Raw genomic sequence first — 26,436 nt, forward strand, 5'->3', positions numbered from 1 at the left:
CGGCCGTTGTGGCTAGGCCGGTGTACCGGCCAGGGCGCGCCGCTGCGCCAGCAGCAGGGCCAGCACCGCCACCGCGCTGGCCACCAGCAGCAGCCACAGGCCGTAGGTGTAACCCACGCCGGGGCGCCACAGCAGGCCCAGCGCCAGCGGCGCCAGCGCCCGCGCGATGGCCTGCGGCACGCCCAGCGCGCCGTTCAGCGAGGCCACATGCTCGCGGTTCACGTACTGGGCGACGGCCGTGCCCTTCACGATCGTGAGCATGCCGTTGCCGATGCCGTAGAGCGCCACAAACAGCATGACCAGCAGCAATGCGGCCGTGCCGTGGCCGCCGCCGGCCAGCGGCGCCGCCAGCAGCGCCGCGAGGCCCAGCGGCACCAGGCAGGGAATCAGCCGGTTCGCCAGATGCAGGTCGAAGTGGCGCTCGAAAAAATACAGCAGCAAGCGCCCCAGCACCTGGATCAGCCCGATGGCGGCGGGCACGGCCACGACCCAGAACTCGCTCATGCCGTTGTCGCGCAGCAGGCTCACCATGTGGGCCGGCAGCGCGGCGGTCACGCCCATCATCAGCATCACAAAAAGGCCGATCAGCAAAAACGGCGCGCTGCGCAGGTAGTGCCCGAGCGGCGCGGGCGGCGTGCCGCGGCTTGACGCCGCGACCTGCCTCGGTGCGCCGCGCAGCACCACGGCATGCAGCGGCGCGCACAGCAGCAGGTGAAAGGCGGCCAGCACCCACAGCGCGTGGCGCCAGCCCAGGTGTGCGATCAGCGCGTCCGTGAGCGGGATGAACACCGTGCTGGCGAGTCCGCCCAGAAAGGTCAGCGTGATGATGGCGCGGCGAAAATCATGCGGAAAGCGCCGCGTCACCACCGCAAAAACCGGTGTGTACAAGGTGGCCGACAGGCCCGCGCCCAGGCCGATCCACACCGCATAAAAGGCCGCCATGCCGGTCACGAAACTGTGCAGCAGCAGGCACCCGGCCATCAGCAGCGAGCCGCCGGTCATCACGATGCGCTCGTGGCCGCGGTCGATCCAGCGGCCCACCGGGTAGGCCAGCAGCCCCTCGGCCATCAGCGCCAGGCTGAACGCCAGCGAGGTCTGGGCGCGCGTCAGCCCCAGGTCGCGCTCCACCGGCTCCAGCAGCAGCGAGAAGCCGTAGAACACGCTGCCCCAGCTGACCAGTTGCGCCAGCGACAGCCAGCCGACCAGGCGGCGGTCGTAGGGGAGGGCGGCGGCCGTGGTGCTCATCGCCTCATTATGGCAAAAGGGCCTGTAGCCCTTGGTCGGTATACGCAGGCAGCTATTGATTTGGTAGCGGTGAGATGAAGCAGGCGACCACTGCAGGCCCTCTGTCCTGCGCCCGGCGGGAGCGGGCCGGCGCTTGAAAAGACGCGAAACAACCGCATCTGTATTCTTTGCGAACCTCCTGCCAAGAAAGCGCCCTCGTCATGTCCGCCAGCCCCATCCTGCACCTCAAGCCGCTGGGTTTCCCGTGGGAAACCATCGACCCCTTCCTGTTTTGCGTCTACCACGACGACGCCTACCCGCGCGCCAATGCGCAGATGGGGCCGGCTGCGTCGCTGGCGGGGCGCGACATCGGGCAGGACTTCAGCCGCAAGGACGGCTGGAGCATGTACCACGGCAGCACGGTGCCGGGCTTTCCGCCGCACCCGCACCGCGGCTTCGAGACCGTGACGATCGTGCGCAAGGGCCTGATCGACCATTCCGACTCGCTCGGCGCCACCGCGCGCTTTGGCCGGGGCGATGTGCAGTGGCTCACGGCCGGCCGCGGCGTGGTGCATTCCGAAATGTTTCCGCTGCTGGAGCAGGACCAGCCCAATCCGCTGGAGCTGTTCCAGATCTGGCTGAACCTGCCCGCCCGCAGCAAAATGGCCGACCCGCACTTCACCATGTTCTGGTCGCAGGACATTCCGCGCCTGATCGCGAAAGACGCCGAAGGCCGCACGACCGAGGTCGCCGTGATCGCGGGCCGGCTGCAGGACCCGGACGCGGGCGCCGCCGTGGCGGACCCGCTGGCGCCGCCGCCCGACTCCTGGGCCGCGCAGGCCGATGCCGACGTGGCGATCTGGACCCTGCGCATGGCGCCCGGCGCGCGCTGGACCGTGCCCGCCGCGAGCGGTGAGGGCACGCGGCGCAGCCTGTACTTCTTCAAGGGCGCGTCCATCACCGTGGCGGGCCAGGCGGTGGCGAGCCACGCGGCCATCGAGGTGCGTGCCGATGCGGCGGTCGAACTGGTCAACAGCGGCGGCGAGATCGCGGAGTTGCTGCTGCTGCAGGGCCGCCCGATTGGCGAGCCGGTGGTGCAGTACGGCCCGTTTGTGATGAACACCCAGGCCGAGATTGCGCAGACCATGGACGACTACCGCCGCACACAGTTCGGCGGCTGGTCGTTTGCCGACGACGCCCCGGTGCATGGGCGCGATCCGGCGCGCTTTGCGAAACACCCCGGCGGGCGCGAGGAACGGCCGTAACGCCTGCGCGCGCGCCGTGCACCGGCGAGGGACTACAGTTTTCATAGCTGATTGTGCAGGCCACATAAGGGCTGCAAGGACTTTTTTCGAAAACAAAATGTGCTGGCAACGCGATATTGCGTGCTACAACACCTCCTGCGCCATCTCCAGCATGCCCCCCATCCCGAAGGCCTCGCGGTACTGGCTGGGTGTCATGCCGGACATTCTCGTGAACAGGCTGCGGAAGTGCGCCACGTCGCCGTAGCCCACGAAGCCCGCGACCTCGTCCACGCCGTGCACGGTGGAATCCAGCAGATGCCGGGCGCGCTGCATGCGCACTTCCTGCAGGTAAGCGAGTGGCGAATAGCCGGTCGCTGCCCGGAAGCGGCGTTCGAAGGTACGGCGCGTCATGGCCGCCTTTTCCATTGCATCCGCCAGCGCATCGGCATGCTCGAAATTGCCGGCGATGGCGCGCTGGGCGCGCAGCACCTGGGCGTCGCCGTGGTCGCTGGGGGGCACAAAACCGGGACAGCCACGCCTGCCCTGGTCGGCCAGGGATTGGGTCGAGAACAGGCGCGCCAGTTCGATCGACTGCTGCGCGCCGGCGAACCTCGCGACCAGCAGCAGCACAAGGGATTGCCAGGCGGTGCCCGCCGCGGTGGTCACCAGCCGGGAGCCTGGCCCGGCGGACTGCAAGCCGTTCTGGTGCACGAATTCGATGCGGCGGTAGTTGGTTGCCATGGCTTCCATCATCGCCCAGTGCGTGGTCGCCCTGTGGCCGTCCAGCAGCGCGGTCTCCGCCAGCAAGGCGACGCCGGTGGAAATCGCCGCCACGAAGGCGCCGCGCGCGTGCCGCGCCTTGATCCATTCGACGAAGGGGCGCCAGGGCGTGGACCAGCCCGAACGCCCGAAGCGCACCGATTCTTCGAACAGCGCCGGCACGATGATGACATCGGGCTCGTAGCCGGCATCGCCGAGCAGGATATCCGGCATCAGCCGCAGGCCCCGGAAGCAGACCACGGGCTGACTCGAGCGGCCCACGATGGCCACTTCGAAACGGTTTACCGCATCCGGTTCGCCCTGCAGCGAGGCCCACAGCGTGCCCGCGCTGTGGAGCATGTCGGCCGGGCCCATGATGGTCCAGCCCAGGGCATGCTCGGGTGCCAGGATGGCCACCCGGACGCGGCGGCCCGCGGGTGCAACGGCCGACTTCATTGCCAGCGCAGCAGGCGCCTCTCGAGGGCGGTCATCAACCAGATCACGCCCATGCCCAGCAGCGACAGCACCAGCAGCACACCCATCACGCCATTCATGTTGAAGGTGGAGCCGAGATAGGCCAAGGTCTGGCCCAACCCGTGTTCGGCGGCGATGATCTCGCCGCCGACCACGCCCAGCATCGCGTAGATCAGCCCCAATCGCAGGCCGGAGAAGATCACCGGCACCGCCCCCGGCAGGGTGACAAAGACGAACATCTGGAACGGCTTCGCGCCCAGCGTGCGCGTGAGGGTCAGGTGGTCCTGGTTCAGACCCCGCATGCCGGCCACCGTGCTGGACAGCACGATGAAAAAGACCAGCGAGAAGCCGATCGCAATCTTGGAGGACACGCCCAGCCCGAACCACAGGATGAACAGCGGCGCCAGCGCAATGCGTGGCATGGCGTTGATGGCCGACAGGTAGGGATCGACGAAGCGCTCCACGCGCGGCATCGAGACGAACAGCAGCCCCGTCAACAAGGCCGCGATGCTGCCCAGCACGAAGGACGCGAAGGTGCCCAGCAAAGTCCAGCCGAGTTCTATCCAGAGCTTGGGCGACACCACCACGTTGGACCACAGGAACTGCGCGATGCCGGAGGGCTGGCCGAAGAAGGAGGGGTCGACCTTGCCGTTGCGCGCAGCGTATTCCCACAGCCCGAGCAGCACGGCCAGCAGGCAACCGTGCTGGACCACACCGGTGAGCATTCTCGGGCCAGCCGACCGTTTGATTTCATTCGTCATCGGAGTGCCTCCATCCTTGTTCCAGGGTTTGCCAGATCTTGGCGTAGAGCTCGTGGAAATGCGGTTCCTTCTGCAGCTCGCGCACGCTGCGCGGGCGCGGCAGATCGATCGGCAGGTCGGCCACGATGCGGCCGGGGCGCGCGCCCATCACGACCACACGGTCAGAGATGGCGATGGCCTCGGCCAGGTCGTGGGTGATGAAGACGACGGTTCGCCGCTCCTGCTGCCACAACTCGACCAGCAGTTCCTCCAATTGCAGCTTGGTCTGTGCGTCCAACGCGCCAAAGGGTTCGTCCATCAGCAGGAAAGGCGCGTCGAGCGCGAAAGTGCGGGCCAGGGCACAGCGCTGGCGCATGCCGTGCGAGAGGTGCTTGGGGTAAGTGTTCTCGAATCCGGCCAGACCCACGCGCTTGAGCAAATCGCGTGCGCGGGCTTCGCGCGCCTGGGGCGGCACGCCGCGGATTTGCATGCCGTAGCTGGCGTTCTCCAGTGCGGTGCGCCAGGGCAGCAGCGAGTCGCGCGCCAGCATGTAGGCAATGCGCTCGTCGCCCAGCCGCGGCGCCGCGCCGCCCAGCCGCAGCGTGCCCAGGTAAGGCGCGTCGATCAGGCCAGCCAGCAGGTTGAGGAGGGTGGTCTTGCCGCAGCCGCTCGGACCGACGATGGACAGGAATTGGCCTTCGGGAATGTCGAGGGACACGCCGTCGATCACCTTGCGCTCGCCGAAGGCGAGTTCGAGCTTGTGCACTGCGATGGCGGTTCTTGGCACGGGTGACTCCGCGCCTGCTGCGGGCGCCGCGGAGCCGTAGGCGGCGGGGAAACGCGAAATGGGATGGACTTTAGCCATAAGGGGATTCCTGCTGCGCTCAGAACAGGCGGGCGGCGTCGAAGGTCTTTTCAAGCTGCCCCGTCTGCTGCAGGTAGTCGGCTGCGGCCTGCACGGCCTCCTTCTTCACGGCCACGACCATGTTGGGGCGGAAGCGCTCGAGCGAACTCTTGAGAATTTCGTCGCCCTTGGGCATGTCGATGCGGTAGTGCTTCAGCGTGATCTGCAGCAGCTCGGCTCCGTTGGCCGGGTCCGCGGTGAATCGCTCGGCCTCGTGCAGCGCCTTGACGAAGGCCGCAACGGCGACTGGGCTCTTTTCCGTGTAGTCGCGCCGCATCACGTAAAGGCCGCCCGCACCGTTCAGGTCGGTCAGCACCTTGGGCCCCTCGCCCTTGGCGGGAAAGACGGAAATGCGGCAAGTCTTGAGCACGTCGCAAAAGCCATCGAAGGGCACGAAGCTCATCACGGCATCCACCTGCTTGTTCAGCAGCGCGGGGTAACCGGTATTGGGCGAACCGACCGCGACGAAGGTGACGTCATCCTCCTTCAGTCCGGCCGACCGCAGCATGGTCTTGATTTGGAATTCCGGCCCGGCGCCGCGCGACGTGACACCAATCTTCTTGCCCTTGAGGTCCTGCATGATCGCGGGGTAGCCCTTGTCGGCGCTGGCGAGCAGACCCGGGCCGACGATCAGCATGAAGGGGTTGACATTGAACGTGCCGCCCACGATCTTGAGATCCGCACCCCTGGCCACCGACTGGATCGCCACTTCCGAAGGCGCCAGCGCGACTTCGATGCCGCCGGCCATCAACGTCTGCACGCCGAGCGGCGCGGCGGGGATGGTGGTGAGCGTGCACTGGATGCCGTTCTTCGCGCAGTAGCCCTTTTCGACAGCCACGCGCGCCAGCGTGCCGATGACGCCGGGGTAGTCCTGGATGCGAATGGTGGGTGCCTGGGCCTGTGCGGCGGTGCAGGTGGCGAGGGTGATTGCGGTGGCCAGCAGCCAGCGTGGAAGTGAACGCGTCATCAATGTCTCCTATATATATCGCTGGTTCAAATGCTCGACCGGCGTGGCGCCAGTGTATGGATGGATTATTTATGCGTCTATTGCATTTTTTCTTGCATTTATATGCAATGTCTGCAAAATTAGGCACAGGTCAACTACGAATGTTTCACCATGAACCTGCGCAAGTTTGCCCACTTCCTGGCCGTGGTGGAAAACCGCAGCTTTCGCAAGGCATCCGAGGCGGTGCACCTGTCGCAGCCAGCCTTGAGCCGCAGCCTGAAATCCCTGGAAGACGAGCTGGGAATTCCGCTGCTGGACCGCGCCTACGGCCGCATCGTGCCCACCGCCTACAGCAAGCCCATCGTCGACCATATCCGCCGGATGACAGCCGAGGCCCGCGCGCTGGAAGAGTCGGTGCGGCGCATCAAGGGCCTGGAGGAAGGCGAGATCGGCATCGGCTTCGGCCCCTTCGCGGCAGTGACAGCCCTGGGGCCTGTGATGCGCGACATGGTGTCGCGCTACCCGAAGCTGCGTGTGCGCATCGAGATCGCCAACTCGGGCCTGTTGCTCGAGTTGCTCAAGCAGGACCGGCTGGACCTCGTGGTCGGCGATTCGCGCTACCAGACCGAGCTGGAAAATGTGGCCATCATCAAGTTGCCCAAACAGCTGATCGCGGTGGTCGCCAGCCGCGACAATGAGCTCGCGCGGCGGCCGGGGCGGCTGTCGCTGGCCGACCTGAAAGACCGCTCGACCGGATCGCCGACGCTGCCCGGCGAACTGCTGCAGATGATCAGGGGCCAGGGTTTGGCGGAGTTCCCCACGGTCACTTGCGACGACATGCGGGTCTTGCTGGAGCTGGCGGAAAACACGCAGTTGATCGCGCTGGTGCCGCAGCTGGTGGTCGACGATCTGGGCGATCGTGATGCGCTGGTGGCGCTGCGCATGCCGATGCCGTTCGACCGCTATGCCCACCCCTGCATCATGCATACAAAAGGGCGCACGCTGGGGCCGGCGGGCAACCTGTTGATTGAACTGGTGAGCGAGCGTTTCGGCGCGGTACGGGCAAAGGGTCGCCTCGGCTGACGGCCGCTCACACCTTCTTCAGTGTGCGCCATTGCGCGAGCAAGCCCGCCAGGCCGGCTGCACCTGCCAGCGCGGCGGCGCAAAAGGCGAGGCCATAGTCTCCCGAGTGATCGCGCAGAACTCCGCCGGCCCAGGTGCCGGCGCCGGCGGCGATGAAGGCCAGGAAATAAATCTCGGCGATACGCCTGCCGGCCTGGCTCACGGGAAACAGTTCGCGTGCGAGCACGGCATAGCCGGGCAGGTAGGCGCCGAAGCCCAGTCCGATCAGTGCGACGCCGATTGCCGTGGCCGCATAGCCGCCGCTGAATGACAGCCAGAGCAGGCCAAGCACATGCAGCATTGATGCGGCGACCAGCACGCGATAGCGGCCCAGTCGCAGGCTCAGTTGCGCCACGCCCAGGCGCGTGGCAAGGCTGGCGCCCAGCATGACGGAAAGCAGCGCCGCTGCGGCAGCCGGCGTGGCACCCAATTCTTCGCCGGCGGCGGTGATGTGGCCCATCACCAGAAAGGTGGCCACGCTGGACAGGCCCAGACAAATGCCCAGATTCGCCAACAGGCCGTTCGGCCCGCGGTGACCGCGTGTCTGGCCGCCAATGGACTCGCACTCCTGCGTGCTGGATTGGTGCCGTTGCGCGCTGGCTGGCGGCGCCCTGCGGAACGCGAAGGCGCAGGCAAGCAGCAGCACCCCGCCTACGACACCGAAGCCGAGCAGCGTAGCGCGCCAGCCATGGTCGCGCGCGGCGATGCGCAGCAGGGGCGGAAACAGCAGACCGCCCACGCTTTGGCCGGTGGCCGCGATGGCGATGGCCAGTGGCCGACGGCGATCGAACCACTGACTGAGCGCCGCCGTCAGAGGGCCAAAAAAGATGCCCTGGCCGCACGCACCCACCAACAGACCGAAGGCCAGATACAAGCCGCCAATGCTTTGCGAGAACGATGCGGCAACAAGACCCGAGGCCGTGGCCAGCGAGCCGACCACTGCCAGCGGGAAAAAGCCGAAGCGATCATGCATGCGGCCGAACACCAGGCCGCCGAACCCCGCACCTATCAGCATGAAGGTGTGGGCCAGGGCCAGCGCCGCCGTGCTCGCGCCCAACTCCCGCGACAGAGGCTTGAGCAGGATGGGCACGCAGGTCGCCGCGCCGAATCCGATGGAGGCGATCAGCAACGTCAGGGCCGCGAGCCACCAGCCATAGGCGGTTTCGATCGAGGGCAGCGGAGTGCGTTGCATGGGAAATGCCTTGGTGGTGTAAAGGGATGCATCGACTCTCGCAGACCGAAGGCTCGCGCGGCACGGGTCGGCCCTGCGCCATGGCGCAAATGCCCCTGTGCATGCATCCCTTTCGCCATGCCCTCATCGCGCCGCGTCTCTCTCGGGAGAACGCAACACGGTGTCGCAATAGCCACTAACGCCGCTTGCCCTGCTCCGCGCAGAATTGTTTCAATCCAAGGCGCTTCGCTGCGATGCGAGGCACAGCAAAAGGAAGCAATGCAATGAAGTTTCGACACATTGAAGTGACACGGATGACGCCCACCATCGGCGCGCTCATCTCCGGCGTGGACCTGAATGCGGTGAAGAACCCCGCGGTCTATGACGAGATCCGCAACGCTCTCTGGGAAAACAAGGCGATCTTCTTTCGCAAGCAGCCGCTGACGCCGCAAGCACACCTGGCGCTGGGCCGCGCGTTCGGCGAGATGGAGAGGCACGAGTTTTTTCCGCACGTGGATGGCCACCCCGAGATCCAGACCATCGCCAACACCGGCAAGAAGTCTCCCGATACCGACCGCTGGCACGCGGATTGCACGTTCCGGGAAAAGCCCAATGCAGTGTCCATCCTGCGCGCCGTGGAGATTCCTCCCGAGGGCGGCGACACACTGTGGGCGTGCATGAACACGGCCTACGAGGCGCTGGACGAGCCGATGAAGAAGATGCTGCTGGAGCTCGATGCGGAGCACGACATCTCCTACGCCTTTCGCAGGATGGGCTACACCGGCGAGGCGCGCCGGCTCGATGCGAGCAACCCGCCCTATATCCATCCTGCTGTGATCAATCATCCAGTGACGGGCAAGCTGTGCCTGTTCGTGAATTCGATCTGGACCAAGCGCTTCACCAATCTCATCGACCGGTATGGCGAGAACCTGCTCAAGTTGCTGCATGAGTGGGTGATGAAGCCCGACTTCCAGGTGCGTTTCCGCTGGGAGCAGGACTCCATCGCGATCTGGGACAACATGGCGACGCAGCATTACGCGGTGTTCGACTATGCGGGGCACAACCGGCGCATGCACCGGGTGACTTGTGAGCCGACGAAGGTTCGCCTGAATGCACGCCCAGAGGCCTCGCGCCCCGCACCGATCGCCGATTTCGGCGAGGCGTCGATGATGACTGCGATGCGGCCCACGCTGCAGGAGTCCATGCAAGGCAACGGCGCACGCCCGCAACCGCAACCAGGCATGGGCATGCTGGACGATTCGCGCATGCAGCGCCTGTCGGACACCGAGCGCCGAGCCGTGAAGGCCGTCTTCGAGGCGATCAGCTCGCTCGACCTGGCCGACATCGCTCGCCGCAGCGCAAACGTCTGAAGAGGGCCGCCTCGTGAACGAAACCTTTGACGACGACCTGGCCGCCCTGCAGGAGACGCGCACCCTGGTGGCCCGCGCGCTGCCTGCCGCGCAGGCCCTGGCGCGCCTTGAGCCAGCCGAGGCCTGGCGCATCGCCGAGCGGGTCTGCCGCGCTTGCGAAGACCGCGCCGAGCACTATGCGCGCCTGGCCGTCGAAGAGACGGGCATTGGCCGCGTGCAGGACAAGGTGTTCAAGAACCTGCTCGCCAGCCGCGATCTCATGGCCTTTTACCAAAACACCGTGCTGGGCGGCATGCGCGTGGATGAAGAACGCAAGATGCTGCTGGTCGGCCGGCCTGCGGGGGTGGTGATGGGCCTGGTTGCGTCGACCAGCCCGATCGCTACCCTGTATTTCAAGGTGCTGTCCTGCCTGATGTCGCGCAACGCCATCATCCTGAGCCCGCATCCGCTGGCGCTGCATTGCTCCATCGACGCGGCGGAGTACCTGCGCGAGGTGGCGCGCGAGGCCGGCGCCCCTGCTGACGCCATCCAGATCCAGAAGACGCCGACGCTGGACGCCACGCACGCGATGATGCGCAACCGTGGCGTGAACCTGATCCTCGCCACTGGTGGCACCCCCATGGTGCGGGCCGCCTACAGCTCTGGCACGCCTTCACTGGGCGTGGGGCCAGGCAACGTCCCGGTGTACGTGGACGCGAGCGCCGACCTTGGACTCGCTGTGGACGAGACGATGGCCGCCAAGACCTTCGACTACGGCTCGGCCTGCTCTACCCCCTCGGCGGTGTTCGTGCACCGCAATGTCGAGGCTGACTTCACCGACAAGATGAAGCGCGCGGGCGCCTTTTATTGCAACGCCGAGCAGCAGCAGCGCCTGGAGGCATTCGCCTTCCCAGAGGGTCGCCTGAATCCGAAGATCGTGGGGCGCGCGGCCGCGTGGATTGCGCAGCAGGCGGGTCTGTCCGGTGCGGGCCACGCGACGGTGCTGGTCGGCACGCTGAACGAAGTCTCGCGCGCCTCGTCAATGGCCAAGGAAAAGCTCTCTCCCATTCTTGGGTTCAAGCGCGTGGACGATCGCGAGCACGCAATCCGCGAGGCGCGCGCCATGCTGGCCGTCTCGGGTGCGGGGCACACATCGGGCATCTTCGCGGAAGACCTCGAAACCATCGCCTTGTGGGGTGGCACGCTGGACGTGAACCGCACGGTCGTGAACAAGGGCACGTCCATGGGCGTGATCGGCGCCGGCACCGGTCTGGCTCCCACTTTCACCATCGGCACGGGCTTCGCGGGCCGCAGCTCCATCGCCGAGAACGTGGGTCCCGAGCATCTCATCAACTGGAAAAAGATCGCCTTCCCCACCGGCGCGGCCGCGCCTCGCAGCGAAGCATCGCCGTCGCAGCGCACCGGCGATGCGCACGACGAGCACATTCGCGACACCGTCCGGGCCATCCTGGCCTTGGCCCTCGAATCCCGGACTACCCCATGACCACATTGCGCTCTTTCGACTTCCTGGACCGCCTGCAGCCCCAGACCATGTGCTATCTCGGCAGCATGGTGCGCGGTTTCCTGCCACGTGCCAACGATGCGGCAATGATCATCGAGATCGCGCCCGGGTTGGACGTCGAATGGCTGACCGATATCGTGCTCAAAGAGATCGACGTGAAGCCCGGCGTGCTCATGGTGGAGCGGCAGTTCGGCTACCTCGAGTTCCATGCGCGCCACGCAGCTTCGGTGAAAGCGGCGGGGGCGGCGGTTCTTCAGGCCCTGGGGCTGTCATCGCCCGAGCTCCCGCAGCGGCAGATCCTGGCCTCGCGGCAGATCGATCGTGTCGACAGCCTGCATTCCTTCCTGGTCAACCGCAACAAGTCTGGCTCGATGCTGCTGCCGGGACAGTCGCTCTTTCTGCTGGAAACCACGCCCGCGGCCGGCGCGCTGCTGGCCGCGAACGAGGCCGAGAAGGCGGCTGACATCACGCTGGTGGACTGCCGCTTCATGGGAGCGAGCGGGCGCCTGTACGTGAGCGGAACCGAGTCCGCCGTGCGCGCGGCCAGCGAGGCCGCGATCGCGGCGCTGACGCCGGAGGCGCGATGATGAGCACGCCGCGCTCCCCAGAGTTCGAAAGCCTCGTCGGCGAAGCGGTGCGCGGCTTTATGCAGACACGCCGCGCTCCCCCGGCGCCGGCGCCATCGGTGCGGTTGCCGCTCACCATTCGCAGCGATGCGGACCTGGCCGAACTTGTTCGCTGGTTCAAGTTGCTGTGTACGAGCGATGCCTTGCGCGAACGTTTCGTGAGTGGGGCGATTGCGCTGGACCTGAAATTGCTGGCGCCCGAGCCTGCGGCTGCGCCCATGCCTGTGGCCATGGCCGCGCCCGGAAATGGCGCGCCGCAAGCCGGCTTGCCCATGACGATCGATGAATCGGTGATTACCGAGGCTGTCTTGCGGCGCCAGCACGCCCGCGGCCAGGTTGTGAGCTTGAGGCGCGGCGCCGTCATCACGCCGGCGGCGCGCGATTACGCCAGGACGGCGGGTATACGAATGGAGCGCAGCGAATGAAAACAGGTACTGTGACCGGTCGCATCTGGGCCACCAAACGACATGAACTGCTGCCGCCGGGCGCCCTGGTGCGCCTGGAGATGGATGGCGGCGGCTCTCTGGTCGCGCTCGACGGATTCGGTGTGGGCATCGGTGACGAAGCCCTCGTGATCCAGGGTTCGGTGGCGGCGCATTACTGCGGTAGTCCGGTGGACGCCATGGTGGTCGGGATCATCGATCCCAGCGGCGAGCGCTAGGCCGCCCCCCTCATTTTTGATCGTAGTTTTTTTAACAGGAGAGATGACATGTCCCAGGCAGTTGGATTGATCGAGACGGTTGGCTACGTGGCGGCTTACGCTGCAGCGGACGCCATGGTGAAGGCGGCGAACGTGACCCTGGTGGGCCGCGAGCAGGTGGGGGCGGGGCTGGTGGCGATTACCGTGACCGGCGACGTCGGGGCCGTCAAGGCCGCCACCGACGCGGGCGCCGAGGCGGCGCGGCATGTGGGTGAAGTCAAGTCCTGCCATGTGATTCCACGGCCGCACGCCGACGTGCTCAAGTATTTCGAAGCCGCCAAGAAGTAAACGCCCTGCCGCCCGGGGGGCGTTGCGAAAGCCGATATGCAAAACGAACTACGCGTTTATCTGATCCTCGAACGCCTGGAGCGGCAGTTTGCCGCCTACCTGAGTTCGCCCACGGGCGGGCGCGGCTACGTTCCGCTGGAAGGCATGAGCTCGCTGATTCTCGAGATCGCACCGGGCCTGGCCATCGAGCGCGTGACCGACACGGCGCTGAAGGCGGCGCCCGAACTGGAGCCGGGCCTGCTGGTCGTCGAACGGCAGTTCGGCGTGCTGGAGGTCCACGCCGACCAGCCCGCAGATCTGGCCCGTGCCGGCGAGGCGATCCTGGCATCGCTGGGCGTGCGCGCCGAGGACCAGCTCAAACCGGAAATCCTGGTGATGGACGTCGTCGAGGACATCACCGACCGCCACGCCGTCATCATCAATCGCAACAAGCAGGCATCCATGGTGCTGCCCGGCGAGAGCGTGCTTCTGCTTGAGCTGGTGCCGGCACTGTTTGCTTCGTACGCGGCGAATGAGGCGGAAAAGGCGGTGCCTGGCATCCGCCTGATCGATCTCCGGATGATCGGGGCCACGGGACGGCTTTACCTCTCGGGGTCACACGAAGATGTGCTGGCAGCGGCAAAGCACATCCAGGCGAAGCTGGCAAAGATTCCGGGTCGGGCGTCGCGCACGGAGAAGAGCCGTTAGGGGTCCGGGTTATCGAATCGGCTCACGCATGACGGCGGCGCTGGAACTGGCCAACAGCGGGCGCGAGGAACGGCCGTAACGCCGGTGCACGCGGTGCACTGGCGAGAGACTATAGTTTTCATAGCTGATTGTGCAGGCCACGCAAGGGCTGCGGGGCCTTTTTGCTTAAGAAACAGGTTGCCGGGCAAGCCGGCGCCAGCCGCAGGGTGAGCCGCGGGCCAAGCCGGTGTACGCTTGGGCGCTGACACCGCCATGAAACCTACCGCTGCGCCACTGCCCCGCTCGCCCTTGGCCACCGCGCCACCCCACGCGTCAATCGACGTCCCGATCTGGCCCATGCTGCTGGCGCTGACCACGGCGTTTGCGCTGAGCCAGGCCTACCGCACCGTGATCGCGCTGATGGCCGTTTCGGTGCAGGGCGACTTTCATCTGGACGAGGAGGCGCTGGGCCTGTTTGCCGCGTGCTATCACTTCGCATTCGCCGGCATGCAGTTATTCATGGGGATTGGCATTGACCTGCACGGCGTGCGCCGCACCGTGCTGGCGGCATTCCCGCTGGCAATTATTGGGGCGGTGGTCTCGGCCATGGCGCATAACTACGCCATGCTGGTGCTGGGCCAGATCCTCATCGGCGTGGGTTGCGCGCCCACGTTCCTGGTCTGCACCGTGTTCATCGCGCGGCACCTGCCGCCGCTGCGCTTTGCGGCCGTGTCCGGCATGGTGCTGGGGCTCGGCGGCATCGGCATGCTGATTACCGGCACGCCGCTGGCGTGGCTGATCCAGGCCACGTCCTGGCGCGGCGGCTACTGGGCACTGGGCGCATTTTCCGTGCTGTCGTGGCTGCTGATCTACGCCCTGGTGCATGAGCCGTCGACTCCCGCGCTGCATGTGGGCGGTGCAGCCCCGCAGCGCGAAACGGTGGGCCAGGCGATCAGGAAATTTGGCGCGCTCTTCATGCTGCCGCACACCTGGGGCATCTTGCTGCTGGCCAGCGTGGGCTATGCATCGTTCATTGCGCTGCGCGGCCTGTGGCTGGGGCCGATGCTGATCCAGCGCCATGGCTTCTCGCTGGTGCAAAGTGGCAATGTGGCGCTGGCGATGTCGTTTTCGTCCATGTTCGGGCCGCCGCTGTTCGGCCGGTTCGACCCCGGCCCGGCGCATCGCCGTCGCTGGATCGTCGGCTTCACGCTGCTGATGGCGGGCCTGTTCGCGATCTTCGTGGTGACGCACAGCGCCGTCATCGATGTGATCGATCCGATCGTGATCGGCCTGCTTTCGGGTTTCATGGTGCTGCAGTACGCCGATGTGCGCGCTGCCTACCCCGCCGCGCTGACCGGGCGCGCCATGGCGCTGTTTACCATGGCCATGTTCATGGGCGTGGCGCTCATGCAATGGTTCACCGGCTTCGTGGCCACGCTGGCCACGGCGCATGGCATCGAGCCCTATGCCGCCGTGCTGGGCAGCATTGCCGCGATCGTGGCCGCGGGCGCGCTGGCGTTCGTGGTGTTGCCGGGGCCGGCCAGGCGGGACTGAAGCGCGCTGACCGTGTGCGCTCGGGGCCAGCCGTCACACCGGCGTGCCGTGCTCGTACAGCACCAGTGCGCGGTACACGGCGCTGTGCGCCGGCGTCGGTACGCCGTGCTGCAGCCCCAGGCCATGCACGCGGCCCGACAGCCATTGCAACTCCAGCGGCTTGCCGCGCTCCAGGTCCTCAGACATGGAGGAGCGGAACGAGCCCGGCAGCGAAGTCAGCCGGCTCATGACGTCATCGGCCAGATCGGCGCGCAGCAACTGGCCCGCGGCGCGCCCCACCGCAACGCCTTCGTCGATCAGCTGGCGCTGGAAGATGCGCGTCTCGGGGTGGCCCATGATTTGCCCCATGCGTGCGCGCAGCAGCGACGTGGCGCCGGCGATGGCGGCCAGCGTGACGAACTTCTCCCAGATCGCGACGCCGATGGCATCAAGGGCCGTGGCCTCCAGCGCGGTGGCCCGCTCGCAGGCCGCGCAAAACGCGGCAATCACCGGGTCGCCGCCGGCCGCATCCACCACGATGCGGTGCATGCCGCCCGGGCTGCGGATGACGCCGGGGCTCTCGATCACGGCCGAGACGTAGATCACCCCGCCCAGCACCCGCGCGCCGGGCAACGCGCCCGAGATCAGCCCGACGCTGTCGATGCCGTTTTGCAGCGTCACGACGCGCGTTTGCGGCCCGAGCAGCGGCGCCATGGCGCGCGCGGCGGCCTCGGTGTCCCACAGCTTGACGGCAAAGATCACGAGGTCCACCGGCCCGATGCTGGAGGGATCGTCGGTGGCCGTGACGCGCTCCAGGTGAAGCGCATGCTCAGGGGTTTCAATTCGCAAGCCGCTTTTCTGCAGCGCCTGCAGATGGGCGCCGCGCGCGATGAAGGCGACGTCTTCCCCCGCGGCCTGCAGCCGCGCGCCGACGTAGGCGCCGACTCCTCCAGAACCCATGATAGCGATGCGCATTCCATTTCTCCTTTTGATGTTTGGGCAATGGTACGCCGGCAAGGCAGGTCAGCGCGTCACGCTACAGTATTCGTAGCTGCTCGCGCATAACCTGTATGGGCCAGACGGTGTTTTGATGATGAAAACCCAAGCGCTCCAGCGAATGAACACCGGCACGTCCATGGAAGCCCGCCATCGGCTTTGGTGAATAAGTCACATAAATGGTCTGTGCAATTGAGTACCTTTGGCGTACTGCACAGGCATAACCACAATGGCCGAGCCAACCATTCAATGCGAGGATGATTGTTGCAAAGTGTTAACAGGTTAGTGACTCCCGGATGGCGACCCTTATTCCTTCGATCGGTACCTGCGTTTCGCGCATGACCGGCGGCGAGCGACGGCTTGCCGAGCGCCTTGAACAAAAGCTCGACGACGATTACCTGCTCTGGTACGACGTGCCGATTGGCCCCCGGCATCTGCATCCCGACTTTGTCGTGATGCACCCGCGCCGTGGCCTGCTGATTCTGGAAGTCAAGGACTGGAGCCCCAAAACCATCCAGCAGGCCAACAAGCAAAGCTGGCAAGTCTTTATTGACGGCACGCTCAAGACCCAGCCGAACCCGGCGGAGCAGGCACGGCAGTATGCGCATGCCGTGGTGGATGCCCTCAAGCGCGACCCGCAACTGGTGCAGCCAGGCGGCGACCATCAGGGCAATCTCGCATTTCCCTGGAGCTATGGCGTCGTGTTTCCCAACATGACGCGCAAGCAGTTCACAGAGGGCCAGCTGGATCAGGTCATCGAGCCGCATCAGGTGATTTGCAGTGACGAGATGCTGGAGAAGGTGGGCGCCGAAGACCTGCAAAGCCGCCTGTGGGACATGTTTCCGTACCTGATGCGCGGCGTCATGTCGCTGCCGCAGCTTGATCGCGTGCGCTGGATTCTGTTCCCGGAAGTGCGCGTGCAAACGCAAGGCGCGCTGTTTGACGATAGCGACGTCGATGCCGAACTGCCCAGCATCATGCGCGTGATGGACCTGCAGCAGGAGCAACTCGCGCGGTCCCTGGGCGACGGCCACCGCGTGATTCACGGCGTGGCCGGCTCGGGCAAGACCATGATCCTCGGCTACCGCGCCGAATACCTGGCCAAGGCCAACACGCCCGCGTCCAAACCCATCCTGATCCTTTGCTACAACGAGCCGCTGGCGGTCAAGCTCGAATCGGTGATGCAGGCCAAGGGCCTTGGCGACAAGGTGCACGCGCGCCACTTTCACAAATGGTGCCGCGATCAATTGGTCACGTACGGCCAAACACTACCGGGGCAGGTCGGGCGCGATCAGTACGTTGCCGAGCTGGTTCAACGCGTCATTCACGGCGTGGACCGCAAGCAGATCCCGTCAGGCCAGTACCAGGCCATCCTGATCGACGAAGGCCACGACTTCGCGCCCGAGTGGCTCCGGCTCGTCACGCAAATGGTGGACCCAACCACCAACAGCTTGCTGCTGCTGTACGACGACGCGCAGAGCATTTACGAACGCTCGCGTTCCAAGCAGTTCAGCTTCAAGAGTGTCGGCGTGCAAGCGCAAGGCCGCACGACGATCTTGAAGATCAACTACCGCAACACCAAACAGATCCTGCAAACCGCCAGCCTGATTGCGGCTGATTTGCTGACGGCCGACGACAAGGACGATGACGGCATTCCGCTGCTCAAGCCGATCAGTTGCGGACGCGATGGCGAAGCGCCCATCCTCATCAAACTGCCCAGCTTGCGCGAAGAGGCATTAGCCATTGCTGACCAACTGAGCAATGCCTACGGCGAGGGCCACGCTTGGGGCGACATGGCCATCCTGTGCACAGATCGCCACACGCGCGACCTATGTGCCAAGGTGCTGCACCAGCGCAAGATTCCCGTGCAAATGCGCATAGGGACAGGCGACTTCGACCCGGCCAGTGACACGGTCAAGGTCATGACCATGAAGGTCAGCAAGGGTCTGGAGTTCCCCGTGGTGGCGCTGCCCGGTGTGGGGCATATGCCTGCGGAGGGTGAAGATGAACAAGAGGCGGCACGGGTGTTTTATGTAGCGGCGACAAGGGCTACGCATCGGCTGGTGATTGGGGTTAGCGGGGATAGAGGGTTTGGCGCCAAGCTTCATGCGCGCGCCATCTAGGGATAGAGGAGATTGCGGGGAAGTCTGCAACGACAGAGAAAATCTGATTGGTGGAACCAAGAGAGGAAACGAAAAATGCATCCAACACTAATGCTTGTTAATGAGGAGTTAGCACAACTAGTTGTGTCGTTAAAAGTTATCAGAAGCAATGAACCCTTCAGCGTCGCTCACGGCGGTTGGAATATTCCTGGGACTACTCGAGACGAACTAGTGGAAGCTGTTGACCGTTTGTTGTCCTTAATTGCCGACCGTGGAACTGATCAACTAACTTCGAATGAGGCGTTAATTGCCGACTATCCACGCAGATTGAATTTCTTACGGGCAAATACAGTGCCCCAGTTATGGAGTGGAAATGCGGCACAGGCCGTTCCTGCTTTCATGATCACAATTCAAGCCTTAAGGGATGCTATCGAAAAAACGCTGCCAGAAAGCGAGGGTCTGACAGAAGCAATTGCGCAAGAGCGCGCCAACGCCAAGACAGCGGCGACTCGTTTGCGTGCACTCGAAGCCCGAATCGCCGATTTGGAGCCTCGATCCACATCTCTCGCTGAGATGGTCGATCGGATTGAAAAAGCGAACGCGGCGGCGGACCAGCTACCCGTTGATCTTCAGGCGCTGAGGGAAGCTCGCAAGACTATTAGTGAGTCGTTGGCAGCCGTCACTCTGGACAGGGGTAAGGTCGGCGTATTTACCACCGCTGCTGATGCCGACAAAGCCACCTTATCGGCACGGGTCAAGGAAGCGGAAGATATCGTTGCGCGTTGCGATTCCGCGTATGCCGCATCAACGAGTCATGGCTTGGCTGCAGCATTCACAGAGCGGTCCGGGGCATTGGCAAAATCCATGTGGGTTTGGGTCGCGGGTCTTGTTGTCGCCCTTGGCCTTGGATCTTGGATTGGTTCGACCCAGCTGCGTAATTTTTCAGAAATAATAAAACAGCCCGGTTCGAATCCGACCGGCGCCTTCATAGACCTTGTTCTGGCGCTCTTGTCTGTAGGTGCAACAGTCTGGTTCTCATGGCTGGCCACCAAGCAGATCGGACAGCGGTTTCGACTTGCTGAAGATTACGCATTCAAAGCATCAGTATCCAGAGCGTATGAGGGGTACCGACGTGAGGCCGCAAACATTGACGAGGAGTTCGTTTCAAGGCTGTTTTCATCGGCGTTGAGCCGGCTTGATGAGCAGCCCCTTCGTTTGGTAGAGACAACGACTCATGGGAGCCCATGGCACGAGCTAGCATCATCCGGTCTCATCAAAAAAGCTGCTGCATTGGTCCCTGATTTCACCGCATCAGTGACACAAATGGCTAAAGACAGCCTTGCTGCGTTAAGGTCTGCTGGCAAAACAACGCCCGTTGTAACGATCTCTAAAGAGATTTCACCAAGCAGTCACTGACTGTTAACGTCACAGTAGTCAGCTTCTCGCGCGCTCGCACTGAGGCGAGATGCACAGGGAGGGAGAACCAACAATGAATATCCAATCCGTTCGTATCAAGAACTTTCGTACATTGAAAGACGTGAAGATCCCCTTCGATTCCGTCACCACATTCATCGGTCCGAACGGCGCCGGCAAATCTACAGTGCTTCGTGCACTCGACTGGTTCTTCAACGGAAAGCCTGGCTCGCTGACGGAAAAGGACTGCTCCTTCGGTGCTGTTGACGAAGACGTCGAGGTCCAAGTCACATTCGCTGACCTTACCGAAAAGGATCGAAATGAGCTTGGGAAATACGCTCCAGCAGGAGTCGCGACTTTTACAGCATGGAAGCTTCGCAGCCCGAGCGGGGCTGAAACCCTATCAGCTAACTCGAAGAGTTATGCACCGTTCAATGGCATCCGCAGTAAGGGATCGGCTGCCGAGAAGAAGGCCGCCTACAACGAACTGCGAACCGCAGATCCATCGATTGGTCTCACGGCCTGGAGTAATTCCGACGCGGCCAACCAAGCAATGACGGCGTGGGAGGCAGGGCATACCGAACAACTCGTCGAAGCGCCTGAGTCTCTGCAGACCAACTTCTTCGGCTTCAACAGCGGCGGAAAGATGAGTGGCCTTTTCGACTTCGTCCTGGTCACTGCCGACCTCCGGGCAAGCGAGGAGTCGATGGACGGGAAGTCTAGCATCATCGGCCGAATCCTTGAGCGTTCAGTCGATCGCGCTGCTGCAGATGAGGAGATTGCGAAGATCGTCGAAGAGTCGCGCGAAAAGCAGCAGAAAGTCTACGAGGAGAAATTTAAGGGGCAGCTTGAGACCATAACGACGCAGCTCAACGAGGTCGTTAAGTCTTACTCGCCTGGTCGCGTTGTCACAGTTTCCCCTGCCGAGGTGGAACTCAAGGCTCCTCGCACGACATTCGACGTGGCCGTGCTAGATGGCAAAACCGAGACTGCTGTGGAACGGCAGGGGCATGGTTTTCAGCGCACACTTCTGATCTCGGCTCTGCAGCTCTTGGCGCAATCGGGCGCGGCTTCAGCAGAGGGCGTCATCTGCCTGGCGATCGAGGAGCCGGAGCTCTTTCAGCACCCGATCCAGGCGCAGGCGTTCGCAAAGGTGCTCCGATCGCTAGCCGAAAACACCGGAAAGCGCATCCAAGTAACCTATGCGACTCATAGCCCTTACTTCCTTGAGGCGCGACATTTCGACCAAGTCAGGCGACTGACGAGGTCGTCTGACGAGACACCTGTGGTCACTGTCCACCTTGCCACGATCGCAGGGGTAAAAGCCAAGTTGAACGGGGTTCTCAACGCCGATACAGTTGATCGCCAGCTTGACGGCATGGTGGCGAATCAGCTTGCCGTGGCGCTTTTCGCGCACCGCACCTTCCTCGTGGAAGGCACAACAGAGTCGTCAGTGTTCTACGGTATTGGCGACAAGACTTCACTCGGATCACTCGAGGCCGCTGGCGTTTCCATCGTCCCCGTGGGAGGCAAGACATCGATCCCCCTCGCACACGCAATCCTGACGTCAATCGGTATCCCGGTCTATGTACTCTTCGATGCGGATGGCGGGTTTGAAGCGCGTGCAATGGCCAAGAGGAAAGCGCAAGAGAAGATTGATGAAGAACGTGGCGGTCACGTGAAAGCGAATCGCGCGCTGCTGAAGTACTTTGGTCGACCTGAAGAGGACTTTCCATCTGCCATCGTGGCTGGCGAGGTAGCGATCTTTGATGATCACCTTGAGGCCTTCCTTTCGACAAACTGGACCGAATGGATCACAGCCTGCAACAACGTCGAAGCTGCCGCAGGCATCAGTCTCGCGAAGAATCAATTTGCGTACCGGACGGCAACACTCAAGGCCGAGGGAACGGTGCCGGATATGCTCATGCAGATTCTGGCCAAGGCGGAGGGTAAGTAATCATGCATGAAATCATCTGCCCGCACTGCGGGAAAGCATTCAAAATTGACGAGGCCGGGTATGCGGACATCATCAAACAGGTTCGCGACGGCGAGTTTGAGCAGCAGTTGCACGAGCGGCTTGAGCTGGCCGAGCGAGACAAGCAGAACGCCGTCGAGCTTGCCCAGGCGAAGGTCGCCAGCGAAATGCAGAAGGCGGCCGTGGCCAAGGACTCCGAGATACAGGAACTGAAGGCCAGACTCGACGCCGGTGAGGTCACGCGGAAGCTCGCTGTGACCGAGGCCCTAAGCGCCGTGGAAAAAGAGCGTGACACACTCGCGAACGAACTTGAGCAGGCGAGACGTGACAAGCAAGCCGCTTCCGAACTGGCCGCGGCAAGGCTCTTGAACGAACTGCAGAAGGCCGCTGCTATGAAGGACGCGGAAATCCAGGGCTTAAAGGCCGAGCTCAGTGCCAAAGAGGTTGCGCAGAAACTCGCTGTGACCGAGGCAGTTGGTGCGGTCGAGAAGGAGCGCGAGGAACTGAAGAGTGGCCTCGAGCGCGCGGAGCTTGAGAATCAGCTCGCCGAAAAGTCGCTCAAAGACAAGTATGAGACGCAGATCAGGGATCGCGAGGACACAATAGAGCGCCTTCGGGACCTGAAAGCTCGTCTGTCGACCAAGATGGTTGGTGAAACCCTGGAGCAGCACTGCGAGACCGAGTTCAACCGCATTCGAGCAACCGCGTTTCCCAGGGCCTATTTCGAGAAGGACAATGACGCTCGGACGGGCAGCAAGGGGGACTACATTTTCCGTGACTCGGATGAGGCGAGCACCGAGATTGTCTCGATCATGTTCGAAATGAAGAACGAGAGCGATCGCACTGCGACGAAAAACAAGAACGAGGACTTCCTGAAGGAGCTCGACAAGGATCGCACCGAAAAGGGCTGCGAGTATGCCGTGCTGGTATCGCTGCTTGAGCCCGATAGCGAGCTCTACAACACCGGAATTGTCGACATGTTCCACCGCCACCCCAAGATGTACATCGTCCGGCCCCAGTTCTTTCTTCCCATCATCACGCTGCTGCGGAATGCAGCGATGAACTCGCTCAAGTACAAGTCGGAGCTTGCGCTTGTTAAGGCGCAGAACATCGATATCACGAACTTTGAAACCAACCTCGAGACATTCAAGACCGCATTCGCACGGAACTACGACCTTGCATCCAATAGCTTCAAAAAGGCAATCGAGGAGATCGACAAGTCGATCGACCACTTGCAGAAAACGAAGGACGCCCTGCTCGGTACTGATCGGAACCTTCGTCTTGCAAACGACAAGGCGCAGGATGTGACGATCAAGAAACTGACGCGGGGCAACCCGACGATGGCAGCCAAGTTCGCCGAGCTCAAGACTCCCGATCCCTTAGATGCAGAATGATTCAGGTCACGGCATGAACGGTCGCACGCCGTTGGCGTCCGTTTGGCCAGTTCGTTGCGCATAGGCTTGAAGTCACCGTGTCACGGCGTCGATGAATGCGCCCTCGAAGTGTTACCTGTTCTTTGAGGCCCAGCCTTTTCGTACGGCTCTGTTAATAAAGCTATTTAGGCCTTGCCCGGCATTGGCCAATTGCTTCATCTGTGCAAGATTCGCAGCGCCGGCACTTTGGTCTGTATAGAGATAAATCGACCCATCTCCAAACTGCACCTGTATCGAAGACGGTTCGATCTCATAGGCGAAAACATTCGAGTCGCCTCCACGATTTGCGTAACGTTCCATCGCGTTTCTCCCTGATTCTTGCGATCTATGACTTTTAATGCTACGCATTTCTCCTTTGAAGGACAAGCTGAATTTCGATTTCTTGAAGTTGACGTTCGTGAAAATCAGCAACTGACCTCAAGACAAAATACAAGGATAGACATGAAGCCATGCAGTGAATTTAGCTCTCAATTTGATAGCTGCTTGCGCAATAACTGTAGGCGCCAGAGCCCCATACAGCTTAAATTCTCAGCAGTCATCGCGCGGAACCTGGCCAGCACCCGCTCATTCACGCAGCAGCAAGTCACCCGTGCACCGAGGCAGCCAATCCCGTGTGAGGTCAAAATGAACCACGCAGAACATCTACCACTGGCATAGGCGCAAAGGATTTCCCATGACCGATCTCTCCACCTTCCCCATCACCCACAAATGGCCCGCCCAGCACCCCGACCGGCTGCAGCTCTACTCCCTGCCCACGCCCAACGGCGTCAAGGTGTCGATCATGCTGGAGGAGACCGGCCTGCCGTACGAGCCGCATCTGGTCAACTTCGCGACGCACGACCAGATATCGCCGGAATTTCTCTCGCTCAACCCGAACAACAAGATCCCGGCCATCCTCGATCCCAACGGGCCTGGGGACAAGCCGCTGGCGCTGTTCGAAACCGGCGCGATCCTGATCTACCTGGCCGAGAAGACCGGCTTGTTTCTCCCGCAGGATGCCGCCGGCCGCTACGAGACGATCCAGTGGCTGATGTGGCAGATGGGCGGCATCGGCCCGATGTTTGGGCAACTGGGCTTCTTCCACAAGTTCGCCGGCAAGGACTACGAGGACAAGCGCCCGCGCGACCGCTACGTGGACGAGTCGAAGCGCCTGCTGGCCGTGCTGGACCAGCGCCTCTCAAGCCGCGCCTGGATCATGGGCGACGCCTACACCATTGCCGACATCGCCGTCTTCCCGTGGGTGCGCAACCTGATTGGCTTTTACGAGGCGGGGGAGCTGGTGGGGTTCGGCGATTACCCGAATGTGCAGCGGGTGCTTGCGGCGTTCGTGGCGCGGCCGGCGGTGGTGAAGGGTTTGGCCATTCCCGCGCGGGTCTGAAGGCGCAGCTGAACGCCGCCTCTGACTCGTAGCCGATTTGTTCGGCCACGTGCGTCAGGACAAGGCCGCCGTTGACGGCTATCTTGTAAGTGTCGGCACACGCGCACAACAACCGCGCCTGCGTCCGGCAAGCATGTCAACCGATCAGCATAGGAGCGCAATCATGTCCGAAGCATCCAGGGAATTGGTCATCCTGATGACCCGAGGTACCGACCACGAGTTGTCGTCGGTCGGCTTCACCATCGCCAATGGCGGCATCACCGCGGGCTTGAAGGTCTATGCCTTCCTCACCAGCGCAGCGGTCGATCTGGTGCGCAAGCGCGCCATCGATCTGACGCACGTCCCGCCGCTCGAACCCCTCAAGGCCCTCATCGATGATTTCCTGAAGCGTGGCGGCACGATCTGGGCCTGTCCGCCCTGCGTCAAGGCGCGCGGCTACGCGCCGGAGGACTTCATCGAGGGCGTGCAGATCGTGGGCGCGAGCGCGATGCATGAGCGACTGCTGGCCGGGGCGGCCTCGCTCAGTTTCTGAACCCGGCTACATGCCGTCATAGTTGCGGCAGGTACTTGTCAAGCAGCTCCTGCACGGCGTCGGCCTGCAGCAGGTCGCGGCGGCGTTTGCGGGCGTCGCGCTTTCATTGGGGAAACCCGGATTTCGGTATATTTTCAAAAAATACTTTTTATGCCGAATATCTATATAAAACAATAGGTTAGCGGGATTGCTATTCAGCGCAATTCATACCCCGTACTACGCCCGCCACCCTCCAGCTTGCGCAGCACCCCGCGCGCCAGCAGGTCGTTGATATCGCGCAGTGCCGTGTCGGTGGAGCACTTGGCAATGGCCGCCCATTTGGCCGTGGTGAGCTTGCCCTCAAAGCCGTCGAGCAGCCGGTTGATGAGCTTGATTTGTCGCTCGTTCAGGGGCGTGCCGGCCCAGCGCTGCCAGAACTGGGCCTTGCCCAGCACGGTGGTCAGGGTGTCGTTGGCGCCTTGCACCGCGCGCAGCAGGCAGCCCAGGAACCAGGCGAGCCAGGGGGTCACGTCCAGCGTGCCTTTTTGCGTGGCCTCCAGCTGGTCGTAATAGTCTTTGCGCTCGCGCTGGATTTGGGCGCTCAGGCTGTAAAAGCGCTGGCTGCTCCCCTCGGCGCGCGCCAGCGCCATGTCGCCTGCGGCGCGTGAGATGCGGCCATTGCCGTCGTCGAAGGGGTGCAGCGTCACCAGCCACAGGTGCGCCACGCCGGCCTTGATGAGTGCGTCGCCCACGGCCTCGGCGTTGAACCACTGCAGGAAGGTCTGGGTTTGCGCGGCCAGCGTGGGGGCAGGCGGTGCTTCGAAGTGCACCTTTTGCCGGCCAATGGGGCCGGAGACAACTTGCATGGGCCCGGTGGCGTCATCTCGCCACGCACCAATGCGGATGCGCGCCATGCCGCTGTAGCCGGTGGGAAACAGGGCGGCGTGCCAGCCAAACAGGCGCTCGACGGTGAGGGGCGCATCGAACCGGCCGGTGGCGTCCAGCACCATGTCCACCACGCCGTCCACATACCGGTCCGCGGGCGCCAGCGCCCCAATGTCCACGCCCAGCCTGCGCGCGATGGACGAGCGCACGGTCTCCAGATTGAGCCGCTCGCCTTCGATCTCACTGGTTTTAACGACTTCCTGCGTGAGCGCCAGCAAGGTGGCCTGCTCGCGCTGTGCCAGCCCCAACTCGGCCATGCGCCCCTGCAGGTGGCCCTGCGCGCGGTGCACCTGCGCCAGCGGCTCGGCCAGTGCGGCGGCGTCGAAGCGCCAGTGCGGCCAGTCGGCTTGCTGCCAGATGTAGAGGGGGTCGGCGTAGGAGGGCATGCGGCGATTATGCGGCTATTCACCGCAAA

At 63.4% G+C, this 26,436-nt stretch carries 25 protein-coding genes; 16 read left to right on the plus strand and 9 right to left on the minus strand.

Annotated features, from left to right (window positions below; translation table 11 throughout):
• Positions 1 to 12: 12 nt before the first annotated feature.
• The gene (locus B0E49_RS10465) at positions 13 to 1,245 is read right to left on the minus strand and encodes an MFS transporter (protein ID WP_077562141.1); all 1,233 of its coding nucleotides are present in this window, start codon (positions 1,243 to 1,245) and stop codon (positions 13 to 15) included.
• A gap of 200 nt (positions 1,246 to 1,445) precedes the next feature.
• On the opposite strand from B0E49_RS10465, the gene B0E49_RS10470 reads away from it, so the two are divergent.
• Positions 1,446 to 2,489 (plus strand): pirin family protein, encoded by a 1,044-nt coding sequence (locus B0E49_RS10470; protein WP_077562142.1) that lies wholly within the window; start codon positions 1,446 to 1,448, stop codon positions 2,487 to 2,489.
• Between the two features lie 123 nt (positions 2,490 to 2,612).
• Here B0E49_RS10470 and B0E49_RS10475 read toward each other — a convergent pair whose 3' ends face one another.
• Genes B0E49_RS10475 through B0E49_RS10490 form a run of 4 tightly spaced genes read right to left on the minus strand, consistent with a single transcriptional unit; the run spans position 2,613 to position 6,312 of the window.
• Complete coding sequence (locus B0E49_RS10475; protein WP_077562143.1) at positions 2,613 to 3,683, minus strand: GlxA family transcriptional regulator; 1,071 nt, start codon at positions 3,681 to 3,683, stop codon at positions 2,613 to 2,615.
• Positions 3,680 to 4,462, minus strand: a complete 783-nt coding sequence (locus tag B0E49_RS10480; RefSeq protein WP_286137920.1) for an ABC transporter permease — start codon at positions 4,460 to 4,462, stop codon at positions 3,680 to 3,682. Before B0E49_RS10480 ends, B0E49_RS10475 begins: the two co-directional genes overlap by 4 nt.
• The gene (locus B0E49_RS10485) at positions 4,452 to 5,306 is read right to left on the minus strand and encodes an ABC transporter ATP-binding protein (RefSeq protein WP_077562145.1); all 855 of its coding nucleotides are present in this window, start codon (positions 5,304 to 5,306) and stop codon (positions 4,452 to 4,454) included. The genes B0E49_RS10480 and B0E49_RS10485 overlap by 11 nt, the downstream gene beginning before the upstream one ends.
• A 19-nt stretch (positions 5,307 to 5,325) precedes the next feature.
• Positions 5,326 to 6,312 (minus strand): ABC transporter substrate-binding protein, encoded by a 987-nt coding sequence (locus B0E49_RS10490; protein ID WP_077562146.1) that lies wholly within the window; start codon positions 6,310 to 6,312, stop codon positions 5,326 to 5,328.
• A gap of 150 nt (positions 6,313 to 6,462) precedes the next feature.
• Between B0E49_RS10490 and B0E49_RS10495 the strand changes: the two genes are divergently transcribed.
• A complete protein-coding gene (locus B0E49_RS10495; RefSeq protein WP_077562147.1) occupies positions 6,463 to 7,374 on the plus strand; it encodes a LysR family transcriptional regulator in 912 nt (303 codons plus the stop codon).
• Between the two features lie 7 nt (positions 7,375 to 7,381).
• On the opposite strand, the gene B0E49_RS10500 is transcribed toward B0E49_RS10495, so the two are convergent.
• A complete protein-coding gene (locus tag B0E49_RS10500) occupies positions 7,382 to 8,605 on the minus strand; it encodes an MFS transporter (protein WP_077562148.1) in 1,224 nt (407 codons plus the stop codon).
• 263 nt (positions 8,606 to 8,868) lie between these two features.
• Between B0E49_RS10500 and B0E49_RS10505 the strand changes: the two genes are divergently transcribed.
• The 8 genes from B0E49_RS10505 (at position 8,869) to B0E49_RS10540 (ending at position 15,289) form a co-directional block, all read left to right on the plus strand.
• The gene (locus B0E49_RS10505) at positions 8,869 to 9,954 is read left to right on the plus strand and encodes a TauD/TfdA dioxygenase family protein (RefSeq protein ID WP_168175033.1); all 1,086 of its coding nucleotides are present in this window, start codon (positions 8,869 to 8,871) and stop codon (positions 9,952 to 9,954) included.
• A 13-nt stretch (positions 9,955 to 9,967) separates the two neighbouring features.
• Complete coding sequence (locus B0E49_RS10510) at positions 9,968 to 11,437, plus strand: aldehyde dehydrogenase family protein (protein WP_077562150.1); 1,470 nt, start codon at positions 9,968 to 9,970, stop codon at positions 11,435 to 11,437.
• On the plus strand, positions 11,434 to 12,042 hold the full coding sequence (locus B0E49_RS10515) for a BMC domain-containing protein (protein WP_077562151.1): 609 nt from the start codon (positions 11,434 to 11,436) through the stop codon (positions 12,040 to 12,042). Before B0E49_RS10510 ends, B0E49_RS10515 begins: the two co-directional genes overlap by 4 nt.
• Positions 12,042 to 12,506: a hypothetical protein gene (locus tag B0E49_RS10520; RefSeq protein ID WP_077562152.1), complete on the plus strand. Its 465-nt coding sequence runs from the start codon at positions 12,042 to 12,044 to the stop codon at positions 12,504 to 12,506. Before B0E49_RS10515 ends, B0E49_RS10520 begins: the two co-directional genes overlap by 1 nt.
• On the plus strand, positions 12,503 to 12,742 hold the full coding sequence (locus B0E49_RS10525) for a EutN/CcmL family microcompartment protein (protein WP_077562153.1): 240 nt from the start codon (positions 12,503 to 12,505) through the stop codon (positions 12,740 to 12,742). Before B0E49_RS10520 ends, B0E49_RS10525 begins: the two co-directional genes overlap by 4 nt.
• A gap of 48 nt (positions 12,743 to 12,790) precedes the next feature.
• The gene (locus B0E49_RS10530; RefSeq protein WP_077562154.1) at positions 12,791 to 13,069 is read left to right on the plus strand and encodes a BMC domain-containing protein; all 279 of its coding nucleotides are present in this window, start codon (positions 12,791 to 12,793) and stop codon (positions 13,067 to 13,069) included.
• Between the two features lie 36 nt (positions 13,070 to 13,105).
• Positions 13,106 to 13,756, plus strand: coding sequence for a microcompartment protein (locus B0E49_RS10535; RefSeq protein ID WP_077562155.1), 651 nt, complete (start codon positions 13,106 to 13,108; stop codon positions 13,754 to 13,756).
• 252 nt (positions 13,757 to 14,008) lie between these two features.
• On the plus strand, positions 14,009 to 15,289 hold the full coding sequence (locus B0E49_RS10540) for an MFS transporter (protein ID WP_077562156.1): 1,281 nt from the start codon (positions 14,009 to 14,011) through the stop codon (positions 15,287 to 15,289).
• A gap of 33 nt (positions 15,290 to 15,322) precedes the next feature.
• Here B0E49_RS10540 and B0E49_RS10545 read toward each other — a convergent pair whose 3' ends face one another.
• Positions 15,323 to 16,243: a ketopantoate reductase family protein gene (locus tag B0E49_RS10545; RefSeq protein ID WP_077562157.1), complete on the minus strand. Its 921-nt coding sequence runs from the start codon at positions 16,241 to 16,243 to the stop codon at positions 15,323 to 15,325.
• A gap of 317 nt (positions 16,244 to 16,560) precedes the next feature.
• Here B0E49_RS10545 and B0E49_RS10550 point away from each other — a divergent pair, with 317 nt between their 5' ends.
• From B0E49_RS10550 to B0E49_RS10560, 4 genes are all read left to right on the plus strand, one after another.
• Entirely contained in the window at positions 16,561 to 18,387 is a 1,827-nt protein-coding gene (locus B0E49_RS10550; protein WP_174571092.1) for a 3'-5' exonuclease, read from the plus strand.
• Positions 18,388 to 18,462: 75 nt separating this feature from the next.
• Positions 18,463 to 19,782, plus strand: a complete 1,320-nt coding sequence (locus tag B0E49_RS20165; RefSeq protein WP_144264518.1) for an AAA family ATPase — start codon at positions 18,463 to 18,465, stop codon at positions 19,780 to 19,782.
• A 73-nt stretch (positions 19,783 to 19,855) separates the two neighbouring features.
• A complete protein-coding gene (locus B0E49_RS10555) occupies positions 19,856 to 21,736 on the plus strand; it encodes an ATP-dependent nuclease (protein WP_077562158.1) in 1,881 nt (626 codons plus the stop codon).
• Between the two features lie 2 nt (positions 21,737 to 21,738).
• Entirely contained in the window at positions 21,739 to 23,148 is a 1,410-nt protein-coding gene (locus B0E49_RS10560; RefSeq protein WP_077562159.1) for a DUF2130 domain-containing protein, read from the plus strand.
• A gap of 111 nt (positions 23,149 to 23,259) precedes the next feature.
• Here the strand turns inward: B0E49_RS10560 and B0E49_RS10565 are convergent, their stop codons facing one another.
• Positions 23,260 to 23,487, minus strand: coding sequence for a hypothetical protein (locus B0E49_RS10565; RefSeq protein ID WP_077562214.1), 228 nt, complete (start codon positions 23,485 to 23,487; stop codon positions 23,260 to 23,262).
• Between the two features lie 373 nt (positions 23,488 to 23,860).
• On the opposite strand from B0E49_RS10565, the gene B0E49_RS10570 reads away from it, so the two are divergent.
• Together B0E49_RS10570 and B0E49_RS10575 are read left to right on the plus strand one after the other, a co-directional pair.
• Complete coding sequence (locus tag B0E49_RS10570) at positions 23,861 to 24,565, plus strand: glutathione binding-like protein (RefSeq protein WP_077562160.1); 705 nt, start codon at positions 23,861 to 23,863, stop codon at positions 24,563 to 24,565.
• Between the two features lie 163 nt (positions 24,566 to 24,728).
• A complete protein-coding gene (locus B0E49_RS10575; protein ID WP_077562161.1) occupies positions 24,729 to 25,097 on the plus strand; it encodes a DsrE family protein in 369 nt (122 codons plus the stop codon).
• Positions 25,098 to 25,291: 194 nt separating this feature from the next.
• On the opposite strand, the gene B0E49_RS10580 is transcribed toward B0E49_RS10575, so the two are convergent.
• Positions 25,292 to 26,407, minus strand: a complete 1,116-nt coding sequence (locus B0E49_RS10580; RefSeq protein WP_077562162.1) for a Fic family protein — start codon at positions 26,405 to 26,407, stop codon at positions 25,292 to 25,294.
• Positions 26,408 to 26,436: the final 29 nt, after the last annotated feature.

Source organism: Polaromonas sp. C04, assembly GCF_002002705.1.
In the GTDB taxonomy this organism is placed as follows: Bacteria; Pseudomonadota; Gammaproteobacteria; order Burkholderiales; family Burkholderiaceae_C; genus Rhodoferax_A.

What these genes read in the sequence shown, in the direction of transcription:
- B0E49_RS10465 (WP_077562141.1), bottom strand. Translation starts at nt 1,245, where the DNA reads ATGAGCACCACGGCCGCCGCCCTCCCCTACGACCGCCGCCTGGTCGGC.
- B0E49_RS10470 (WP_077562142.1), top strand. Translation starts at nt 1,446, where the DNA reads ATGTCCGCCAGCCCCATCCTGCACCTCAAGCCGCTGGGTTTCCCGTGG.
- B0E49_RS10475 (WP_077562143.1), bottom strand. Translation starts at nt 3,683, where the DNA reads ATGAAGTCGGCCGTTGCACCCGCGGGCCGCCGCGTCCGGGTGGCCATC.
- B0E49_RS10480 (WP_286137920.1), bottom strand. Translation starts at nt 4,462, where the DNA reads ATGACGAATGAAATCAAACGGTCGGCTGGCCCGAGAATGCTCACCGGT.
- B0E49_RS10485 (WP_077562145.1), bottom strand. Translation starts at nt 5,306, where the DNA reads ATGGCTAAAGTCCATCCCATTTCGCGTTTCCCCGCCGCCTACGGCTCC.
- B0E49_RS10490 (WP_077562146.1), bottom strand. Translation starts at nt 6,312, where the DNA reads ATGACGCGTTCACTTCCACGCTGGCTGCTGGCCACCGCAATCACCCTC.
- B0E49_RS10495 (WP_077562147.1), top strand. Translation starts at nt 6,463, where the DNA reads ATGAACCTGCGCAAGTTTGCCCACTTCCTGGCCGTGGTGGAAAACCGC.
- B0E49_RS10500 (WP_077562148.1), bottom strand. Translation starts at nt 8,605, where the DNA reads ATGCAACGCACTCCGCTGCCCTCGATCGAAACCGCCTATGGCTGGTGG.
- B0E49_RS10505 (WP_168175033.1), top strand. Translation starts at nt 8,869, where the DNA reads ATGAAGTTTCGACACATTGAAGTGACACGGATGACGCCCACCATCGGC.
- B0E49_RS10515 (WP_077562151.1), top strand. Translation starts at nt 11,434, where the DNA reads ATGACCACATTGCGCTCTTTCGACTTCCTGGACCGCCTGCAGCCCCAG.
- B0E49_RS10520 (WP_077562152.1), top strand. Translation starts at nt 12,042, where the DNA reads ATGAGCACGCCGCGCTCCCCAGAGTTCGAAAGCCTCGTCGGCGAAGCG.
- B0E49_RS10525 (WP_077562153.1), top strand. Translation starts at nt 12,503, where the DNA reads ATGAAAACAGGTACTGTGACCGGTCGCATCTGGGCCACCAAACGACAT.
- B0E49_RS10530 (WP_077562154.1), top strand. Translation starts at nt 12,791, where the DNA reads ATGTCCCAGGCAGTTGGATTGATCGAGACGGTTGGCTACGTGGCGGCT.
- B0E49_RS10535 (WP_077562155.1), top strand. Translation starts at nt 13,106, where the DNA reads ATGCAAAACGAACTACGCGTTTATCTGATCCTCGAACGCCTGGAGCGG.
- B0E49_RS10540 (WP_077562156.1), top strand. Translation starts at nt 14,009, where the DNA reads ATGAAACCTACCGCTGCGCCACTGCCCCGCTCGCCCTTGGCCACCGCG.
- B0E49_RS10545 (WP_077562157.1), bottom strand. Translation starts at nt 16,243, where the DNA reads ATGCGCATCGCTATCATGGGTTCTGGAGGAGTCGGCGCCTACGTCGGC.
- B0E49_RS10550 (WP_174571092.1), top strand. Translation starts at nt 16,561, where the DNA reads ATGGCGACCCTTATTCCTTCGATCGGTACCTGCGTTTCGCGCATGACC.
- B0E49_RS20165 (WP_144264518.1), top strand. Translation starts at nt 18,463, where the DNA reads ATGCATCCAACACTAATGCTTGTTAATGAGGAGTTAGCACAACTAGTT.
- B0E49_RS10555 (WP_077562158.1), top strand. Translation starts at nt 19,856, where the DNA reads ATGAATATCCAATCCGTTCGTATCAAGAACTTTCGTACATTGAAAGAC.
- B0E49_RS10560 (WP_077562159.1), top strand. Translation starts at nt 21,739, where the DNA reads ATGCATGAAATCATCTGCCCGCACTGCGGGAAAGCATTCAAAATTGAC.
- B0E49_RS10565 (WP_077562214.1), bottom strand. Translation starts at nt 23,487, where the DNA reads ATGGAACGTTACGCAAATCGTGGAGGCGACTCGAATGTTTTCGCCTAT.
- B0E49_RS10570 (WP_077562160.1), top strand. Translation starts at nt 23,861, where the DNA reads ATGACCGATCTCTCCACCTTCCCCATCACCCACAAATGGCCCGCCCAG.
- B0E49_RS10575 (WP_077562161.1), top strand. Translation starts at nt 24,729, where the DNA reads ATGTCCGAAGCATCCAGGGAATTGGTCATCCTGATGACCCGAGGTACC.
- B0E49_RS10580 (WP_077562162.1), bottom strand. Translation starts at nt 26,407, where the DNA reads ATGCCCTCCTACGCCGACCCCCTCTACATCTGGCAGCAAGCCGACTGG.